The following is an 18,557-nucleotide window of genomic DNA, read 5'->3' as shown; positions in this document are numbered from 1 at the left end:
ACCATGAGTGCACCCATTGACCTGCAGGCCACATTTATCCCCAACGAGGGCGAGTTCTTCCGCGTGAAGCTCGCTTTGGAAATCGCGATCGATGAGGTCGTCAACGAACCCGGCTGCATCCGTTACGAACTGACGGAAGCCACCGAAGAAAAGCTCGTCCTCACGGAGCGCTGGGAATCCGAGGAACTCCTCGAGAAGCACTCCAAGGGCATCGCGGTCCAGGACCTCAACGAGTCGCTGAGCGCCCTGCTTGCCGAGCCCGTCAAGCTCGACAGGCTCTAAGGATTCGCCGGAGGCTGCGAGAACGCCTTAAAGCACCGAGGTCGCCGGAATTTTCCGGCGACCTCGGTGCGTTTCCGGCGAATTCACCGGACGGGTTTAGCTTTCCTGGGCCTCGGCACGGGCCTTGGCAACGTGGGCGTGGACTTCTTCCATGTCCAGGCCCTTGACGGCTTCAATGACCTGTTCCAGCTGGGGTCCGTTGAGGGCGCCGGGCTGGGAGAAGACCAGAACCTTCTCGCGGAAGGCCATCAACGTGGGGATGGATGTGATCCCGGCTTCGGCGGCGAGCTGCTGCTCGGCCTCGGTGTCCACCTTCGCGAAGACGACGTCAGAGTGCTTCTCCGAGGCTGCCCCGTAAGTGGGAGCAAACTGGCGGCATGGGCTGCACCAGGCAGCCCAGAAATCCACCAGGACAATATCGTTGTCCTCGATGGTCGATGCGAACTGTTCTCCAGTGATGTCAACTGTAGCCATGCTTCCACGGTACGCGACCCTGCCTGCTATGTCCCGCGGTGTTCGCTTCCCGCGTCACAGGGAATAACGGCGGGGTCCCCTCCGTTGCGGGGTCCGCTTAGCGGGCCAAAACCAATCCGGAGGGCGTAGAGCGGGCCCCGCAACGGGATGCTACCTGCCCAGGACGTACCTCAAGGCCGATGCGTAGAGCGGAGCCACTTTGTTGTGGCCAACCTGGTTCATGTGGATGTTGTCGAGGTAATTGCCGTCTGCTCCGGCGATGGTGGCCGTACCGGCCATGGAAATGTGCGGCCAGCCACGGAGCGCGGTTTCGCGCATCAGCATTCCATCCACCCATCGACGCTGGAAGTGGCTGGAGTCGTAGCGGGACAAAACGCCATTGATCACGATGTTGCTGCGCGGGTACTTGCGTCTGAGCTCGTCCCACAGCTTGTTGGCCTGGGACAGGATGGCTGCATCCGTCGCGAAGATCCGCGCATCGTTGCCACCAAGGTTCACCACCACCAGGCCCGGGTTGCCTTGGGGCAGGAGGATCCGGTCGTTCAGGACAGCGTCCGTTGCCGAGCCAACCGCGCTTCCGGAGACGTAACCTATTCCGCCGATGCTCCGCACCACCTGCCGGGGGTAGCCGGCAGCACGGGCTCCCTGTTCCGCCCAGGAATCAAGGTCGAGCTGGGAGTCGCCAAGGAACACAGCTGTCGATGCGTCCACGGGCTCGGCTGAATACAGCTCCTGGGTGGCCTTGTTCCAGATGGTCTCCAATTTTTGGAATGCCGCATGTTCGCCGCGGTAATCGGTCCAGGTGTCACGCAGCGGCCAGCCGAAGTCACCCGGGTTTTCCGACCACACCCTGTATGTCGGATTCCCAACGACTTGCGCTCCGGTGCCCGGCCCCCAGACCAGCCACCCCTTGGAGAATTGCTGTACCAAACCGCCGGCCCGCGGAAGTTTGTCTGTGAGGGGCAGGCCCAGGCTGCCGGCCGCTCCCCCAAGGGCCACGTAGCGGTTGTGGATGTCACCGTTCGTGGTGGAGTGCGCCCCGGTTGCCGCCGACCAATAGACCGTGCCGCCTTGGAACTGTTGGTACACAAAGTTCCCTTGGCGGTTTTCCTCCCCCACGGGATACCCCAGTGCACCGTTCTGTCCGCCCGTGGACGACCAGTAGGCACGGATTGCACCGGTCAGAGCGTGGGCTCCGGTGGCCGGGGACCATGCGATCATTCCGCGTTGGTACTGCTGTGCCGATCCCCCGTTCTTCAGTCCGGTGGATTCGTCCGTGGTGGGGTATCCAAGTTCCCCGCCTTCAAGCCCTGACTGGCGCCAGCGCTCACGGATGGCTCCCATGGACGGATGCGCTCCGCTTGCCTGCGACCAAAAAATGAAGCCGTGTTCGTACACCTGGTACGTGCCGCCGTCGGGCAGTCCCGTACGCTCGCCGGTAACGGGATAGCCAAGGTAGCCGGATTCGGATCCCGTACGCAGCCAGGCAAAGTGGGTCGATCCCGTGGTCTCCTGCGTGCCGGTGGCCCTCGAGGAAATGATGGCGCCGCGTTCGAAGACCTGCTTTGTTCCACCATCCCGAAGCCCGCTCGCCGTGTCGGTCGTGGGATAGCCGTGGGAGCCGAACGGCCCACCCAAGTCCCACCACGCCGTGCGAACGGCACCGTTCACTACCACCCTGGCTCCAGTCCTGGCCGACCACGCGATGTCTCCACCGGCGAATTTCTGCACGCATCCTGTAGAGGTGCACTGCTCGGTACCTGTTGGCCGTAGCAAGACGCCGCGCGCCCAGGGGCTCGTGTTGTACAGCTGTCCTATGGCGCCACTGACGGCCGGCCCCTGCACCCCGGTTTCCGCCGACGCCGACGCCACCCCTGACGGAAGGACCATGAGCAGCAATGCTGCTGCCGCTGTGGCGATTTTGTGCCGGAATCCTCCGGTGTCCGATCCTGAGGACCCCATGCTGCTACCCCATATAAACGCGGGCGGATTGCCCTGCCGTTGCTTCCCTGCCGGAAACACTCAGCCAAGTATCCCGATGCATGTCACCCAGTTGCACGGCGACGCGTCCATTGCTGCGACATCGTTACTTTTCTTGCAGCCCTTGCCGCACATTGAACAAGTGTTTAGTGTTTGAAACATGCGTTCAACCGCAGAAGATTTGACCACCAGGGCGCGTATCCGGGATGCGGCAATTGGCCTCTTTGGCCGTGAAGGTTTCTCCCGCGCCACGGTCCGCTCCGTGGCAACCGAGGCCGGAGTTAGCCCGGGCCTGGTAATCCACCACTTCGGCAGCAAAGCCGGACTCCGTGAGGCCTGCGACCAGCACGTACTGTCACAGACCGCCAGCCAAGGCCGCGAGAAGACCGACCCGGGAACAACCCGGATGCTTATCCAGGATTACCTCAACCACCCGGACGAATACGCCGATGAGATCGCATACATCCGGCGTGCACTGGGCGATGAATCAGATGCCGGCAACGCGTTTTTTGATGGCGTGGTCAGCCAGACAGAGGACATCATCAACGCCGGTATCCAGGCCGGAACCATCCGGGCCTTTGCGGATATCCGGGCCACCGCCGTCGTTATCGCTTCCAACAGCCTGTCCATGCTGATGCTGGGCAGGCACCTGTCCCGGGTGCTGGGCGCTCCGGTGTCCGGGCCACACGGCATCGGCCCGGAGTTGCTGAGGCAGCTGACGTTGCCCGCCCTGGATGTCTACACGAACGGTTTCTACACGGACTCGCGGTTCCTTGATGCGGCCCGCGAAGCCCTCCAACAACAAGAAAGCACCACCGAAGGGAGCATGCCCCGTGACCCAGGCAATCGTCGTCGAGGGGTTGCGTAAGAAGTTCGGCCGTCGCGAGGTCCTGCACGGACTGGACTTCGCCGTCGAGGCCGGAACGGTGTTCGGAGTCATCGGACCGAACGGCGCAGGAAAAACCACCACCATGCGCTGCCTGCTGGACATCATCAGGCCCAGCGCGGGAACCATCTCGGTGCTGGGCCAGGATCCGCGGCGCGCGGGGACAGGCCTTCGACGCCGGATCGGGTACCTGCCAGGTGAGCTGCAACTTGAAAACCGGACCACCGGACGTCGCATGCTGGATCACTTCGCGGCAATCAGCGGGCCAGTGGAACCGCGGTACATCAACGAGTTGGCGGACCGGCTGAACCTTGATCTGGACCGGCAGACCCGCAAGCTCTCCAAGGGCAACAAACAAAAGCTCGGTCTTCTGCAGGCGTTCATGCACCGACCCGAGCTGCTGGTGCTGGACGAACCCACCAGCGGCCTGGATCCCCTGGTCCAGCAACAGTTCCACGCGATGGTCCGTGAGGCGGTCGATGGCGGCGCCACGGTGTTCCTCAGCTCTCACGTCCTCAGCGAAGTCCAGCAGGCAGCAGACGCGGTAGCCATCCTTCGCGACGGCGACATTGTCACCGTTTCCACGGTGGAAGCCCTCCGCACCGCTGCCGTCCGGCAGCTGAAGTTCAACGCAATAGGCACACGGACGGACGACGTCGGCGCGTTGCTGGCCAGGGTGCCGGGAGTCGCCAACGTGGTAGTACGGGAGCTCCCCGCCGACGGCCATGCGGCCCGGACAGTGGAGGCCACCGCCTCGCTCTCCGGACCCGTCCAGGCCCTTGTCCAGGAGTTGGCGCGTTTGAACCTGACGGACCTTGTGCTTGAAGAACCCGACCTCGAAGAGGCGGTGCTGACGCTTTACGCAGGAAGTGACCTTGCGGAATCGGATAACACCGGTATATCTGACGGCTCCGCAGCCAACCGCAGCCCTGAAGCCGGCCGCAACCTTAAGGAAGGGGCACACCGTGCCTAGGATCCTGCCACTGTTCACAAAAGCCCTGACGGACTCCTGGCGCTCCACCCTCGCGTGGGCTTTGGGCCTCACCGGGGCCTGCATGCTGTACCTGCCGATCTATCCCTCCATCGGGGGCAGCTCGCAGATGCAGGAGCTGATCAATGCGTTGCCACCACAGATGACCAAAGCCTTGAACTACGACCAGATCGCGACCGGTCCCGGCTATACGCAGGCCACCCTGTTCGGGTTGATTGGCTTCCTGCTGATGTCCATGGCTTCTGTTGGCTGGGGCGCTGCCGCGGTTGGCGGCGACGAGGAATCAGGGTTGCTGGAACTGACCCTGGCGCACAGCGTTACCCGTGTTCAGGTGGTGCTGGAGCGGGCACTGGCGATCGTTGTCCGGGTTGCAGCCCTCTCCGTTCTCGTCTTCGTGTTGGTGCTGGGACTGAACGGTCCGGCGCAACTGAACATCGACGTCGGGCATCTCGCCGGCGCTGTCCTGCTGTTCGCCGCGTTGGCCTTGCTGAGCGCGACGGCCGCGCTATTCGTGGGCGCCCTGACGGGCCGGAAGGTGTTCGGCGTCGCGGCTGGCGCCGCGGTGGCGGTCCTGGGCTACGTGTTCAACGCCGTGGGCAGGCAAAGCCCCAAGGTTGAGTGGTTGCTGAACCTTTCGCCCTACCACTGGGCGTACGGCAACTCCCCGGTGGCCAATGGGGCCGATTGGGGAGTTGCCGTGGGTTTGCTCGGGATCTCGGCAGCACTGATCGTGCTGGCGGCCGTGGCTCTGCAGCGGAGGGATGTGGGAGTCTAGCTCCAAACATGCGGGGCGGGGCGGCGTGCTCCTGGGAGGGCGTTGTTCTCCCGCCATTCATGGATCCATTCCGGCAGTTCCAGGCCTGCGGGAGGTGCACCGAATTCCGCGATGATTTCTTCCTGCGTGACCGGCTTGCCCTTATGGACCAAGCGGGTGGCGATGTGCGCGCGGGCGTAGATCTCGCCGTCCACCACCATCCGCTGCTCAAAGTAGATGGCCTTGGTGTCCAAGCCAATGATGCGTGTTTCGATGCTGTATTGCTGCCACAGCTGCAGGGATTTGCGGAAGGCAATAGTCTCCCCGGCTGCAACCGGGGTCCATCCGCGTTTGCGCATCTTGCTCCAGATACCGCTGCGGACCATGAGGTCGAACCGGCCCAGGTCCATGAGCGAGAAATACATACCGTTGTTGACGTGCATGGCGATGTCAATGTCCGTCGGCAGCACCCGCAAAGGCAGGGATGACTCCTCCCACACGCCCAGCCGGGAGCGTCGTGACGAGGTGAACAGCAGCATGAGAGTGCGAAGTAACACGTGCATACCCCAATGTTACCCGCGGGTAACTTCTGAGGGAATAGACGAGCCCGGGTTGGACGCATGCCGCACTTCATGTCCAACGATTGCACTAACGTTTACCGCCGGTTCATCAAACACGTGCACAATATCTGGAACTGAATCGATGGAAGAACATACAAGGGGACCCCTTTGAGCACGCTGCAAACCACCAAGCCTCACGGTGAAGTCTGGCCGGAACTCTCCCGCCACCAGGTTGTTGTCCTTCAGGATGCCCGCGGCAACCGCATCGAAGGAACCATTGACGGTATGACGAATGACCGCAGCACCCTGTGGATCCAACTCAAAGGCGGCCTGGGGCGGCAACTGATTCACTACCTGGACGGTTACTGGCTCGAAGCACCTGCCGCCTAACGCAGGCTTAGCTTCCGCCGTGGCTAGTATTCCCCTATGACTCAAGCGCGATACCGCGACCTGGTGGAATGGCCGCTCATGGCCACGGCACTTATCTTCCTCACTGCCTACGCCTGGCAGGTCATCGGGCGCGTCGACGGTGCCGCGGGTACACCCTTCGAAGTCATCATGTGGATCACTTGGGGCATCTTCGCGCTCGATTATTTCGTCAACCTGTGGCTCGCCGAGAACAGAACACGCTGGTTCCTGTGGAACCTGCATGAACTCCTGATCGTCGTGCTTCCCTTCTTCCGCCCCCTGCGTCTGTTGAGGCTGGTGACACTCCTCTCGGTCCTCCAACGCACGGTAGGAGAAACGCTGCGAGGGCGCGTGGCCACCTATGTGGCAGGGGCCGCCGCGATGCTCATCCTTATTGGCGCCCTTGCGGTCCTCGACGTCGAGCAAAACGCCCCCGACGCCAAAATCCTGACCTTCGGCGACGCCGCCTGGTGGGCTGTCACCACCATCACGACAGTGGGCTACGGCGACCTCTACCCGGTTACCCCCATTGGCAGGGTGGTGGCCGCTGCCCTCATGATGAGCGGCATCGCTGTCCTGGGTATCGTCACCGCGTCCATCGCATCCTGGCTGGTGCAAAGGATCGAGGAGAACGCGGAGGGCATGGCGGCGGCCGCCGAAGTGAAGGCCGCAGCGGCCGAGGAGCCCGTCCGCGCGGAGATGGCCGACCTGGTTGCTGAAATCGCCGCACTGAGGGTGGAGATCGCCGAGCTCCGACGGATCACCGAACGCCCCTAGTTGTAGGTCCCGCGGGCTCGCATGCCCCGCTGGTCCCGCGGGCTCGCACGCCCCGTTGGACCCTGGGCGCTTTTGGGCACAAAAAATCCCCGGAACCATTGGTTCCGGGGATTTTTCCTGGGTGGCAGATGAGGGATTCGAACCCCCGTAGGCGTTGCCAGCTGATTTACAGTCAGCCCCCTTTGGCCGCTCGGGTAATCTGCCGAACTTCAAAAGAAGATCACTTCCGGAGACCGTTTCTTTTCGATCCGGTAACCGAAGGCAGAGACAACCTTACAGAAGTTTGTGCGAAGAATCTAATCGAGGCTCAGCACGCTGAAATTCCACGTGGTTCAGGCTTCGCCGAGGATCCGGCCGGCCAGTTTCGCTTCGAACTTCTCGGCCTGCTCCGGAGTGATCTGGTTCAGCTGTACGGCCCGGAGCAGGTCCGCGTGCACACCGTCCATGCGGGACGTTGCATCCGGAACGGGGCTCAGGACAATCGAGGCTGCCACAGCCGCCGCTGCCACCGCACTCGCCGCAGCCACCGCCGCCGTCCCAATGGAGCCCGCTGCCGCGGAAGCGGACTTGCTGATGGACTGGACGGCCTTGCTGCTCATGCTGTTCCTCCGACGTTGCGCTCTTCCAACAGGTACAACTTTCGGCGCGCTGCCTCAGTTCCAACCTTGCGTGTGCTGTGAGCGAACTGTGAAAGCCGTCCACCGCCCCTAAAGGCGCCTTCCGTATTAGGCTGGATGGCAGACCAACCCCGCCCTACAGGGCCCCAAACCTAAGGAGAGTCATGGCAGGCGAATCCACATTCGACGTCGTCAGCAAGGTAGACAAGCAAGAGGTCGCCAATGCGCTCAACCAGTCCCAGAAGGAAATCGCGCAGCGATACGACTTCAAGGGCGTCGGCGCGGAGATCGACTTCAGCGGCGAGAAGATCCTCATGAAGGCCAACTCCGAGGACCGCGTCCTGGCTGTCCTGGATGTCTTCCAGTCCAAGCTGATCAAGCGCGGCATTTCCCTGAAGTCCCTGGACCAGGGTGAGCCCTTCCCGTCGGGCAAGGAGTTCCGCCTTGAGTGCACCATCAAGGAGGGCATTGCCCAGGACATCGCCAAGAAGATCAACAAGATCATCCGCGACGAGGCTCCCAAGTCCGTCAAGTCCCAGATCCAGGGCGATGAACTCCGGGTTACCTCCAAGTCGCGCGACGATCTGCAGGAGACCATGAACATCCTCAAGAAGTTCGAAGAGGCCGACCTTCAGTTCGTGAACTTCCGCAGCTAAACCGGATCTGGCCGCGTGATTATTGGGCGCTTGTCCCGGTAGTCCGCATAGGGTCCGCAGAATCTCCGAGGACCGCAGCGATCAGCCTTGATCCTGCGGTCCTCGTTTTTGTCTTCGGCGGTAGGCCACAGGTGGGAGTAGGTGTTTAGCGTGGTCGACGGCGCCGCATGCCCCAGCGACCGCTGTACGGTCACGACGTCGCAGCCATCGGCGATCAGACCGGATGCGAAGTGGCTGAACTCGTGAAGGGTGAAGTCCCCTATCCCGGCTGCCTCGCGGGAGCGACAGTAAGGACCGCGTGGCGGACAGCGGGTGTGGTCGCCTCGCGGAGCTATTGCGTGGGGTCTTCTCGAACGACAACGCCTTCGTCCCCGGGGAGTACTTTGCCCTGATCCCGCTCGGCCTGATCCTCAACGTTGAGCTCATAAGCGTCTCCCGGCGAGCAGGGAGCAGTGGCACCAACGCTGTACGACTTGTCAGATGCGTCAGTATCGAACTCAGCCCGAAGGACCGGACCACCCTCTGCGAAGACAGTCGGATGTGTCGTTGGATTAACGGTGCGTACGGTCATCCCCAGGGATTTCCAATACTCGGCTACGCGTTTGGCGTCCTCGATATGGTCGGTTCCTTGGGGTGCCCAGTGGTCGTATCCATAGCTGGCTCCCTTCTCGCCCTTTCCGAGGGAGCACTCCTGCGCTCCGGCGACGCCGTTGCGGGGCCACCAGCCGGTGACGTCGAGCTGCTTGGTGGTGTTGATGACGAGTTCGACCACGCGGTCCCGTCCTTCCCTGGCACTGATGGTCTCTTCCGGCGTCGCATCGTCAGACATTGTCGAGTTGGGCCCCTTCTCAGCGCATGCGGTCATTGTCATTCCCATCATGAGCACAGCCGTCGCAGCCGTGAGAATCCTTATATGCGTCCTAATCGCTGGCATTCGACAACACACGCGACATAGAAACCCCCAAAGTGAAAATATGAACCGCCAGCGGCATCACCACCGGGGCCGGACATGGCCGAGACTATCAATACCCAACTAATAAATCCAACAAATGGCTAAATAGCTTGTCCGATAGTTTGATAGCGCCAGGGAGTCAGTCGCGACCTCCCGCAGAAGCTGGAAGCGTCTCGACCTGCTCACCGGCTCCATTCGGTTGACGGCTACCCGAGCGAACTCCCTGGGTAGCTCAGCCGACTTCGATACAAGGTGGGCCGCGGAGTTGCGAATCCCCTAGGAACTGGGCGAGCACGAAGCGAGCCCCAGCCCTTCGGCGACATGATCACCGTAATGCAGCCGCAAATTAGGACATGAATAGTTTGCGTAATCGATGGAACCCAGTATTCTTCTTCCTTAGGCGGGCCTAAGTACGGCTCCCCTTAGTGAAAGAAACCTACATGACCGCCAACTTCCTGATCGGCCTGCGCGAAGGCCTTGAGGCATCACTCGTCGTGGTCCTCCTGATGGCCTACCTCGTCAAGACCGACCGGCGGCACCTGATCCCCCGGCTCTGGGCCGGAGTGGGACTCGCCATCGCAGTTTCCCTCGCCTTCGGTGCAGTCCTCACCTTCGGTCCGCGCGGCCTGACGTTCGAAGCCCAGGAAGCCATAGGCGGCGGACTGTCCATCGTCGCTGTGGGCCTGGTGACCTGGATGGTCTTTTGGATGGCACGCACTGCGCGCAGCCTGGGCAGCGAGCTTCGCTCCCACGTGGACAAAGCAGCCGACGGCGCCGCCTGGGGCCTGGTGCTCGTGGCAGCACTCGCCGTGGGACGGGAAGGGCTGGAGACAGCGCTGTTTATTTGGGCCGCGGCGCAAGCCACCGGACAAACCACGTTCCCGCTGCTCGGCGCGTTGTTGGGCCTGCTGGCCGCCGCGGGCCTGGGTTACCTGCTCCACCGGGGCGTCCTCAAAGTAAACCTGGGCCGGTTCTTCACCTGGACCGGGGTAGGCCTGATCGTCATCGCAGGCGGCGTCCTGGCGTACGGAATCCATGATCTCCAGGAAGCCGGAATCCTCCCGGGCCTCCACAACCTTGCCTTCGACGTCTCAGCTGCCATCCCGCCGTCGTCCTGGTACGGCACCTTGCTGAAGGGCACCCTCAACTTTTCCCCGGCCACCACCTGGCTTGAAGCCGCAGCCTGGCTCCTCTACGTTGTTCCCGTCTTGTTCCTGTACATCCGGGCCAACCGCAAGCCTTCAACCCAGGCTGCAAGCAAGACCTCCGCTCCCGTCGTCGCGGCCCACCCCTGATCCTGCGCCCCGACGCCACTCCCCCTTAACGAAGGAAACACCTATGTTTGGCACTTTCCTGCCCTCATCCCCCACGTTCCGAAAGGCCCTTGCCGTCATCGGAGCAGTGGTTGCCGTGCCTTTGGTCCTGACGGGCTGCACGGACAACACCAAGCCGGCGAGCGCCACCGATGGCCCCATCCAGGTCTCCAGCACCGCCAACGAGTGCAAGGTGTCCACGGGCACGGCACCCAGCGGCAACCTGACCTTTTCCGTGAAGAATGAGGGCACGGAAGTCACCGAGTTCTACCTGCTCGCCGAGGATGGCCTGCGGATCATTGGTGAAGTGGAGAACATCGGCCCGGGCATTTCCCGAAACCTGGTGGTGACTGCTCCCGCAGGAAAGTACACCACGGCGTGCAAGCCGGGCATGCAGGGTGACGGCATCCGGGCGTCCTTCGAAGTCACTGAGTCCGGCAACAAGCCCAGCGTCGATGCCGATCTCCAGAAGCTCGTGGACACGGGGACCCAGCAGTACGCGGCCTACGTCAAGGACCAGACCGAGCAGCTGGTCACGGGCACCAAGGCGTTCGCAGACGCTTTCGCTGCCGGTGACGCCGCCAAGGCTCGTGACCTGTACGCCGCCACACGAATGCACTGGGAGCGCATTGAACCCGTCGCGGAGTCCTTTGGCGATCTGGACCCCAAGCTCGACGCCCGGGAAGCGGACCTTGAGCCTGGCCAGGAATGGACAGGCTGGCACCGGGCGGAGAAAGACCTCTTCCCGCCGGCAGGCTACACGGCCATGACCGCCGCGGAACGCACTGCCATCTCTACTCAGCTCGTAGCCGACACCGAGGACCTCGCCAAGCGCACCCGCACCGTGGAACTCACCGCGGACAAGCTGGGCAACGGAGCCAAGGAACTGTTGGACGAAGTAGCTACCGGCAAGGTCACGGGCGAGGAAGAGATCTGGTCGCACACCGATTTGTGGGACTTCCAGGCCAACGTTGACGGGGCCCGGATCGCCTTCGAGAGCCTGAAGCCGGCCTTGGAGCAGAAGAACCCTGAGCTCGCCACGTCCCTGGCAGGCAAGTTCGACGCCCTCCAGGCTGAGCTCAAGAAGCACGCCAAGGGCGAGGGCTTCGCTTACTACAACGAGCTGACCCCTGAGCAGGTCCAGCAGCTCGCCGCTTTGGTCGATTCGCTGGGTGAGCCCCTGTCCAAGCTCACGTCAGCCGTAGTCTTGTGAGCGGCTGCCCCTACGGGCACACCAGCGGTCCCGCCGACGGGGACCGCACTGGTGAGGTTGCCGGCGTAGAACGTTCCGGCGGGACTGCCGCCGTGGTGAGTTCGCAGGAAGCGTCCGACGGCGGTACGGCAGCTGCTGCTGGAACCGGCAGGACGCGCTTTTCCCGCCGCGGGCTCCTGTCCCTCGCCGGTGTGGGCGGCGCGGGCGCCGTCGCAGGCCTCGCGGCCGGTTTCCTAGGCCATGACGTGGTGACGGCTGCTGAAGCGAAGGCAGCAACACCAGATGCTGCCTCAGGCGTTGTTCCGTTCTTCGGCAAGCACCAGGCCGGCATCACGACACCAGCGCAGGACCGCCTGCACATGGCCGCGTTCGACGTAACCACGGAGGATCGCAAGGAACTCATCAGGCTCCTGAAGGACTGGACTGCCGCTGCCGAGGCCATGACCACCGGGGTCCCGACGGGTAAGACTGGCGCCGTCGATGGCCCGTACGACGCCCCACCGGAGGACACCGGCGAAGCGTTGGACCTGCCGGCGGCAAAATTGACCCTGACGTTCGGTTTCGGCGCTGGGTTGTTTGAAAAGGACGGCAAGGTCCGCTTTGGTCTCGAGGGGCGCCGCCCCGAGGCTTTGATCGATCTCCCGCATTTCCCGGGTGACGACCTGCAGCCAGCACGCACCGGTGGCGACATCGTCATCCAGGCCTGCGCCGACGACCCCCAGGTCGCCGTGCACGCCATCAGGAACCTGGCGAGGATTGGCTTCGGCAAGGTCCGGGTCCGTTGGTCGCAGCTGGGCTTTGGCCGAACGTCGTCGACGTCCAGGGCGCAGGTGACACCACGGAACCTCTTCGGCTTCAAGGACGGCACCAACAACCTCAAGGTTGAGGACAATGCACTGCTGGAGGAGCACGTTTGGGTTTCCAACACGGCTCGTTCGTCCGAGCAGTGGATGGCCGGTGGCAGCTACCTGGTAGCGCGCAGGATCCAAATGCACATCGAAACCTGGGACCGGACCTCGCTCCGGGAACAGGAGGGACTGATCGGCCGGACCAAGGGTGCCGGCGCTCCCCTGTCAGGCGGCGATGAATTTACCGCCCCCGACTTTGCCTTGGCCGGCCGGGAAGGCGCTCCGCTCATCCCACTCGACTCCCACATGCGCCTCGCCCACCCGGACCAGAACGGCGGTGTGAGGATGCTGCGCCGCGGCTACAACTTCACCGACGGTTCAGACGGCCTGGGACACCTGGACGCAGGGCTGTTCTTCATTGCTTTCGTCAAGGATCCACGGACGCACTACGTCCCCATGCAACTGGCACTGGCCAAGGGCGACACCCTGTCCGTGGAGTACTTGAAGCACACCGGTTCAGGTCTCTTCGCCGTGCCTCCGGGCGTGGAAGCGGGCGGGTTTATCGGCCAGGGGCTGTTCGCTTAGTCCGCCGGAAGCGGCAACGTCGCTGGCCCTCTGTTTCGTTGTTGGCCAACGACGGAACAGCGGGTAAGGAACGCGCGTGTCGCCAGGAAACGCGCGTTGCTAGGAGAGCGGCCGCCCGGCCATCTGCTCCAGCCTGCTGATCCGGTCCTTCATCGGAGGATGCGTGGAGAACATCCGCCGCATGCCACCGCCCCGGAACGGGTTGGCGATCATGAGGTGTGAGGCGTTGACCAGCTGCTGGTCCTGCGGCAGCGGCAGTTGGCTCACGCCGGACTCGATCTTGCGCAGGGCCGAAGCCAGGGCCAGCGGATCACCTGTCAGCTGGGCGCCGTCCTCGTCGGCGTCGTACTCGCGCGTCCGGGAGATAGCCATCTGGATCAATGAGGCCGCGAACGGTGCAAGCAATGCCATGGCAATGGTGGCCAACGGGTTGGCGTTTCGCCGATCGCCGCCGCCGAAGATCAACAGCATCTGACCCACGGACGTAATGACGCCGGCCACCGCCGCAGCGACGGACGAGGTGAGGATGTCGCGGTTGTACACGTGCATCAGTTCATGCCCCAACACGCCCCTAAGTTCACGGGCATCAAGCAAATGCAGGATTCCCTCGGTGCAGCAGACAGCGGCATTCTTGGGATTGCGGCCCGTGGCAAAAGCGTTGGGTGTCATGGTGGGCGAAAGGTAGATCCGCGGCATGGGCTTGTTGGCGCGCACGGACAGCTCACGAACAATCTGGTAAAGCTGCGGCGCCTGCGCTTCGGTGACCGGGTAGGCGGCCATGGAACGGATGGCGATCTTGTCGCTGTTCCAGTATCCGTAAGCTGTTGTGCCCACGCCGATCAAGGCCATGATCCAGATGGGCGTGGTGCTGCGCGTCCCGGCTGCGATGATGGCGCCCAACCCCAACAACACTGCCCACAGCACACCGAAAAGCGCTGCTGTCTTGAGTCCATTGTTGTGTTTATGCACGGTTATCGCTTTCTTCCGCTCTTGCAGGGGTTTTGTACGGATTAACGCCGACGCCGGTCCCCGGGTTCCGTTATCAGCCTACGTCGGCGTTGCCGCTGGCGGAGCTAAGGGACGGGGTGCTTGGCGTCGTAGGCGACGAAGCCGGGCTGGATGCGCGAGGCCAGCCACGCCAGGACAATGCACAAAAGCCCGCCGAGCAACAGCACCCCGCCTTCGCTGAGGAACTGGGAGACCCCACCGGCCAGCATGTCGCCGACCCGCGGGCCGCCCGCAACCACCACGATGAACACGCCCTGAAGCCGTCCCCGGAGATGGTCGGGAGTTGCGGACTGAAGAATGGTGGTGCGGAAGACCGCACTGATGGAGTCGGAGATCCCTGCAAGTGCGCAACACAGCGCAGCAGGCAGCAACCAGGGCGTGACGCCCTCACGGCCCGAGTCCCCGGCCAGCAGCACCACCAGTCCGAATCCGGCAATTGAGGCTCCCCAGCCAACCACGGACCACACCACGGCGCTCCCCTGTTTCCGTACCCGGCCGAGGGACCCGGAGAAGAGCCCGGCAAGGAAAGCCCCCACGGCTGTGGACGCCAGCAATACGCCCACTGTTGTTTCGCCTCCGCCGATCATGACGGCGCCAATGGCAGGCATGAGCGCCCTGGGTTGGGCACAGATCATGGCGATGAGGTCGATGATGAAGGTCATGCGCACATTGGGCCGGGTTCCCAGGAAGCGGAAGCCCTCCACCACTGAACGCAGCCCCGGCCGCACCGCGTCCTTGGACGGCGGCAGCGGCGGAAGCCTGAAGAGTCCCCAGAGGGCAAACGTGAAGCTGATGACGTCAATGGTGTAGGTCCAACCAAACCCGATGGTGGCAACGAGGACACCGGCAAGCAGTGGTCCGGCCGTCATGGAAAGGCCGAAGGTCAGCATGCTCAGGGCGTTGGCGGCCGGAAGCAGGTCCTTCCGGACAAGGAGCGGAATGATGGCGCTGCGGGCCGGACCGTTGATGCCCTGCGCTCCGCTTTGGATCGCCACCAGGGCGTAGAGGATCCAGATGTTGCCAATCCCCAGCCAGGCCTGCAACGCCAGTCCTGCCGTGGTTGCCCAGAGGACCAGTGAAGCGATGATCGCCACCTTGCGGCGATCGTAGGCATCCGAGACAGAGCCTCCGTAGAGCCCTGCAATGACCAAGGGAACCAGTGCGAAGATTCCCAGGAGGCCCACGTAAAAACTTTCCTGCGTCAGCCTGTAAACCTCCAGGCTGACGGCCACCAACGTCAGTTGGGTACCAATGGCGGCCACCGAGGCTCCCAGCCAGAGTCGTCGGAAAGCGGGACTCTCCTTCAACGGAGTGATGTCTGCCAGTAGTTTCGCCACCGTCCAACCCTAACCAGCATGAGGGCGCCTCCCGCACGCGGCTCCCTGCTTGGTAGGCTCACCCCGGGGAGGGAGTTGACACGTCATGTCGCGACGATTGCTGTACCGTTCGGCCTTCTGGGAGATAGCCCGGCCGCGCCATCCCCTCACCGCCGGCCATGTGCTGCTCAGGTTGTCTGACCCTTCCACAGAGTTCGCCTACCCCTCGGCGACCGACTGGCTGCTCTGCCACAACCTGATCCGGACGGCACTCCGCGATGTCATGGGCGTTGTCCGTTGCCCAATCATGTTTACCTACCGTTGGCACCCGCTCGGTGCTGCGATCGGCGAACCCGTCGCCGAATCCTCCACACCCACCTTCCACCTCTTCGGGCGTGGACCGGGTGAAACCACGACGCCGGGACACCAACTGTTGTTGCCGGCGCACCGGCGCGCGGGGGAACCGCTGGAACGTTTGGAAGCAACTGACGATGCGATCAGGGATGCGCTGGTACGTGCCCGACCAGCAGCGACGGCTCCGTTCCCGGACGGGGTGGGTACCGCCGTCGAGCCCATCCTGGACCCGGGCGGGCTGGTTGAATCGACGGGCGCGGGGCGCAACCACGCAGTGATCCAACCGATCAGGGCCGTGGGGTCGATCGCGGAAGTCTCTCCGGCGGAGCTCTTGGCCATGGGCGCTGCCCTGGGCTCGCTGCCCCTGGCCGGCGGGCTCAGCGGGTTCAGCTGCCTGGCGCTGGAACCAGACAACGGGGCCACAGTACGCGTCCATGCACTGGGACGGTCGGCCGCAGAGGAAGCGAATCCCTTGGAGTCTTTGCTCTGTTCACCCGAAGTTAGTCTTGCCTTATTGTGAACTCCTCATAATAAGTGTTTTACTGATTACATGACCGATCACACAGCCGAGCAAGCAGAATGGGCCGCAGCCCTGCATGCCCACGGCCGGCGTGTGACCAAACAGCGTCTGGCAGTCCTCGCCGCCGTCCAGCACCACCCGCACTCCCCGGCAGAAGGCATCCTTGCTGCTGCCCGCAAAGAGCTTCCTGAACTGACGGCGCAGTCCGTTTATGTAGTGCTTAGCGATCTCACGGACCTGCAGATGCTGCGCCGCTTCGAACCCCCGCACTCCCCGGCGCTTTATGAGACCCGGGTTGGCGATAATCACCACCACGCTGTGTGCATCAGCTGCGGCAGGGTGGAAGACGTGGATTGCGCCGTGGGACACGCCCCGTGCCTGACACCGCACTGGGATGAAAACTCCAAGCCAATGACCATCCAGATCGCAGATGTCCTGTACCAAGGCATCTGCCAGGACTGCCAGTCCAAACAACAGCTTCCCGCAACTTCCGTAACTCATAAATAGAAATAGGAGAACAATGACTGCCATTTCAACAACCCAGTCAGGTGCCCCCGTTACTTCCGACGCGCACTCGAAGTCCGTCGGCGCTGACGGTGCCATCATCCTCACCGACCACTACCTGGTGGAAAAGCTCGCACAGTTCAACCGCGAGCGGGTGCCGGAGCGCGTAGTGCACGCCAAGGGCGGCGGCGCATTCGGTACGTTCAAGACCACCTCGGACGTTTCGGCCTACACCAAGGCAGCTTTCCTGCAGCCGGGTGCCGAGACCGAAATGCTGATCCGTTTCTCCTCCGTCGCAGGCGAGAACGGCTCCCCCGACACGTGGCGCGACCCCCGTGGTTTCGCCGTGAAGTTCTACACCTCCGAGGGCAACTACGACCTCGTGGGCAACAACACCCCGGTCTTCTTCATCCGCGACGGCATCAAGTTCCCGGACTTCATCCACTCCCAGAAGCGCCTCCCGGGCAGCCACCTGCGCGACGCCGACATGCAGTGGGACTTCTGGACCCTGTCCCCCGAGTCCGCACACCAGGTCACCTGGCTCATGGGCGACCGTGGCCTCCCGGCTTCCTGGCGTGAAATGCAGGGCTACGGTTCGCACACGTACCAGTGGATCAACGCCGCAGGCGAGCGTTTCTGGGTCAAGTACCACTTCAAGTCCAACCAGGGCGTCAAGACCATCACCGGCGACCAGGCTGAAGAGCTTGCTGGTTCGGACGCGGACTTCTACATCCGCGACCTCAAGGAAAACATCGACGCCGGCAACTTCCCCTCCTGGGAACTGCACGTCCAGGTCATGCCTTACGAAGACGCCAAGACGTACCGCTTCAACCCGTTCGACCTGACCAAGGTTTGGCCGCACTCGGACTACCCGCTGATCCACGTGGGCACCATGGAGCTGAACAAGAACCCGGAGAACTACTTCGCGCAGATCGAGCAGGCCACCTTCGCGCCGTCGAACTTCGTACCGGGCATTGCCGCTTCCCCGGACAAGATGCTGCAGGCCCGCATCTTCTCCTACGCAGATGCACACCGTTACCGCGTGGGCACCAACCACGCACAGATCCCGGTGAACCAGCCGAAGAACCAGGTCAACAACTACAGCCAGGATGGCCAGGGTCGTTTCCTGTTCAACTCCCCCTCCACCCCGGTGTACGCACCGAACTCCATGGGTGGCCCGGCCGCTGTTGAGCCGACGTCGCCCGCCGGTGGCTGGGAGAACGACGGCGAGCTCACCCTCTCCGCGCACACCCTGCACGCTGAGGACGACGACTTCGGCCAGGCCGGTACGCTGTACCGCGAGGTCTACGATGACGCCGCCAAGGCCCGCCTCCTGGACACCATCACCGGTGCTGTTGGCGGCGTGAAGAACGCTGACATCAAGGAACGCGCCATCCAGTACTGGACCAACGTTGACGCCGACCTCGGCGCCAAGCTCCGCGCCAACCTCGGCGCAGGCCAGACCGAGTCCGACGCAGAAGCAGCCAACAAGCTCTAAGCGTTGCACTTCAGGAACACCCCGTTGCGGATCTCCGCAGCGGGGTGTTCTTTTTCCACAT

The 18,557-nt window shown here is 63.0% G+C and carries 20 protein-coding genes and 1 tRNA gene; 13 read left to right on the top strand and 8 right to left on the bottom strand.

All coding sequences use genetic code 11. The annotated features are described in order from the left end of the window. The first annotated feature begins 3 nt into the window (after positions 1-3). Positions 4-282: a putative quinol monooxygenase gene (locus tag QRM57_RS09630; RefSeq protein WP_211712056.1), complete on the top strand. Its 279-nt coding sequence runs from the start codon at positions 4-6 to the stop codon at positions 280-282. A gap of 96 nt (positions 283-378) precedes the next feature. Here QRM57_RS09630 and QRM57_RS09625 read toward each other — a convergent pair whose 3' ends face one another. Together QRM57_RS09625 and QRM57_RS09620 are read right to left on the bottom strand one after the other, a co-directional pair. Beyond that, on the bottom strand, positions 379-756 hold the full coding sequence (locus tag QRM57_RS09625) for a thioredoxin family protein (RefSeq protein ID WP_211712055.1): 378 nt from the start codon (positions 754-756) through the stop codon (positions 379-381). A gap of 150 nt (positions 757-906) precedes the next feature. Continuing rightward, positions 907-2,718, bottom strand: coding sequence for an SGNH/GDSL hydrolase family protein (locus QRM57_RS09620; protein ID WP_284986426.1), 1,812 nt, complete (start codon positions 2,716-2,718; stop codon positions 907-909). Positions 2,719-2,896: 178 nt separating this feature from the next. On the opposite strand from QRM57_RS09620, the gene QRM57_RS09615 reads away from it, so the two are divergent. From QRM57_RS09615 to QRM57_RS09605, 3 genes are read left to right on the top strand one after another with little or no spacing between them, the layout of a single operon-like run. After that, entirely contained in the window at positions 2,897-3,604 is a 708-nt protein-coding gene (locus tag QRM57_RS09615; RefSeq protein ID WP_284986425.1) for a TetR/AcrR family transcriptional regulator, read from the top strand. Then, positions 3,570-4,595, top strand: a complete 1,026-nt coding sequence (locus QRM57_RS09610; RefSeq protein WP_284986424.1) for an ABC transporter ATP-binding protein — start codon at positions 3,570-3,572, stop codon at positions 4,593-4,595. Before QRM57_RS09615 ends, QRM57_RS09610 begins: the two co-directional genes overlap by 35 nt. Further along, a complete protein-coding gene (locus QRM57_RS09605) occupies positions 4,588-5,388 on the top strand; it encodes an ABC transporter permease subunit (protein WP_284986423.1) in 801 nt (266 codons plus the stop codon). The genes QRM57_RS09610 and QRM57_RS09605 overlap by 8 nt, the downstream gene beginning before the upstream one ends. On the opposite strand, the gene QRM57_RS09600 is transcribed toward QRM57_RS09605, so the two are convergent. Further along, complete coding sequence (locus QRM57_RS09600; protein WP_284986422.1) at positions 5,385-5,930, bottom strand: acyl-CoA thioesterase; 546 nt, start codon at positions 5,928-5,930, stop codon at positions 5,385-5,387. The two genes, QRM57_RS09605 and QRM57_RS09600, sit on opposite strands and share 4 nt — an antisense overlap. A gap of 165 nt (positions 5,931-6,095) precedes the next feature. On the opposite strand from QRM57_RS09600, the gene QRM57_RS09595 reads away from it, so the two are divergent. Beyond that, positions 6,096-6,317: a hypothetical protein gene (locus QRM57_RS09595; RefSeq protein WP_211712050.1), complete on the top strand. Its 222-nt coding sequence runs from the start codon at positions 6,096-6,098 to the stop codon at positions 6,315-6,317. A 36-nt stretch (positions 6,318-6,353) separates the two neighbouring features. After that, positions 6,354-7,112 (top strand): potassium channel family protein, encoded by a 759-nt coding sequence (locus QRM57_RS09590; protein ID WP_284986421.1) that lies wholly within the window; start codon positions 6,354-6,356, stop codon positions 7,110-7,112. Positions 7,113-7,234: 122 nt separating this feature from the next. Here QRM57_RS09590 and QRM57_RS09585 read toward each other — a convergent pair. Together QRM57_RS09585 and QRM57_RS09580 are read right to left on the bottom strand one after the other, a co-directional pair. Beyond that, a tRNA-Tyr gene (locus tag QRM57_RS09585) sits at positions 7,235-7,316 on the bottom strand. Positions 7,317-7,444: 128 nt separating this feature from the next. Then, on the bottom strand, positions 7,445-7,711 hold the full coding sequence (locus QRM57_RS09580) for a hypothetical protein (protein WP_211712039.1): 267 nt from the start codon (positions 7,709-7,711) through the stop codon (positions 7,445-7,447). A gap of 182 nt (positions 7,712-7,893) precedes the next feature. Here QRM57_RS09580 and QRM57_RS09575 point away from each other — a divergent pair, with 182 nt between their 5' ends. Further along, positions 7,894-8,385: a YajQ family cyclic di-GMP-binding protein gene (locus QRM57_RS09575; protein WP_017200185.1), complete on the top strand. Its 492-nt coding sequence runs from the start codon at positions 7,894-7,896 to the stop codon at positions 8,383-8,385. Between the two features lie 331 nt (positions 8,386-8,716). On the opposite strand, the gene QRM57_RS09570 is transcribed toward QRM57_RS09575, so the two are convergent. Further along, positions 8,717-9,214: a hypothetical protein gene (locus tag QRM57_RS09570; RefSeq protein ID WP_284986420.1), complete on the bottom strand. Its 498-nt coding sequence runs from the start codon at positions 9,212-9,214 to the stop codon at positions 8,717-8,719. A gap of 563 nt (positions 9,215-9,777) precedes the next feature. Between QRM57_RS09570 and efeU the strand changes: the two genes are divergently transcribed. From efeU to efeB, 3 genes are read left to right on the top strand one after another with little or no spacing between them, the layout of a single operon-like run. Then, positions 9,778-10,632 (top strand): iron uptake transporter permease EfeU, encoded by an 855-nt coding sequence (gene efeU / locus QRM57_RS09565; protein WP_235517204.1) that lies wholly within the window; start codon positions 9,778-9,780, stop codon positions 10,630-10,632. A gap of 43 nt (positions 10,633-10,675) precedes the next feature. Beyond that, the gene (gene efeO / locus QRM57_RS09560) at positions 10,676-11,863 is read left to right on the top strand and encodes an iron uptake system protein EfeO (protein WP_284986418.1); all 1,188 of its coding nucleotides are present in this window, start codon (positions 10,676-10,678) and stop codon (positions 11,861-11,863) included. After that, complete coding sequence (gene efeB / locus QRM57_RS09555; protein ID WP_502868635.1) at positions 11,860-13,296, top strand: iron uptake transporter deferrochelatase/peroxidase subunit; 1,437 nt, start codon at positions 11,860-11,862, stop codon at positions 13,294-13,296. The genes efeO and efeB overlap by 4 nt, the downstream gene beginning before the upstream one ends. A gap of 99 nt (positions 13,297-13,395) precedes the next feature. Here the strand turns inward: efeB and htpX are convergent, their stop codons facing one another. Continuing rightward, the gene (htpX, locus tag QRM57_RS09550; RefSeq protein ID WP_257370615.1) at positions 13,396-14,265 is read right to left on the bottom strand and encodes a zinc metalloprotease HtpX; all 870 of its coding nucleotides are present in this window, start codon (positions 14,263-14,265) and stop codon (positions 13,396-13,398) included. 104 nt (positions 14,266-14,369) lie between these two features. Then, on the bottom strand, positions 14,370-15,641 hold the full coding sequence (locus QRM57_RS09545; RefSeq protein WP_284986417.1) for an MFS transporter: 1,272 nt from the start codon (positions 15,639-15,641) through the stop codon (positions 14,370-14,372). A gap of 85 nt (positions 15,642-15,726) precedes the next feature. Here QRM57_RS09545 and QRM57_RS09540 point away from each other — a divergent pair, with 85 nt between their 5' ends. From QRM57_RS09540 to QRM57_RS09530, 3 genes are read left to right on the top strand one after another with little or no spacing between them, the layout of a single operon-like run. Then, on the top strand, positions 15,727-16,494 hold the full coding sequence (locus QRM57_RS09540) for a hypothetical protein (RefSeq protein WP_257370617.1): 768 nt from the start codon (positions 15,727-15,729) through the stop codon (positions 16,492-16,494). Positions 16,495-16,524: 30 nt separating this feature from the next. After that, positions 16,525-17,001 carry a Fur family transcriptional regulator gene (locus tag QRM57_RS09535; RefSeq protein WP_257370618.1) on the top strand — a complete coding sequence of 159 codons (477 nt, stop codon included), beginning with the start codon at positions 16,525-16,527 and terminating at the stop codon, positions 16,999-17,001. A 13-nt stretch (positions 17,002-17,014) separates the two neighbouring features. Beyond that, positions 17,015-18,496 carry a catalase gene (locus QRM57_RS09530; RefSeq protein ID WP_284986416.1) on the top strand — a complete coding sequence of 494 codons (1,482 nt, stop codon included), beginning with the start codon at positions 17,015-17,017 and terminating at the stop codon, positions 18,494-18,496. Positions 18,497-18,557 lie beyond the last annotated feature (61 nt).

This window comes from Arthrobacter sp. fls2-241-R2A-172 (assembly GCF_030208885.1).
Taxonomy (GTDB): Bacteria; Actinomycetota; Actinomycetes; order Actinomycetales; family Micrococcaceae; genus Arthrobacter.
This window is presented reverse-complemented; position numbering and strand designations above follow the sequence as displayed.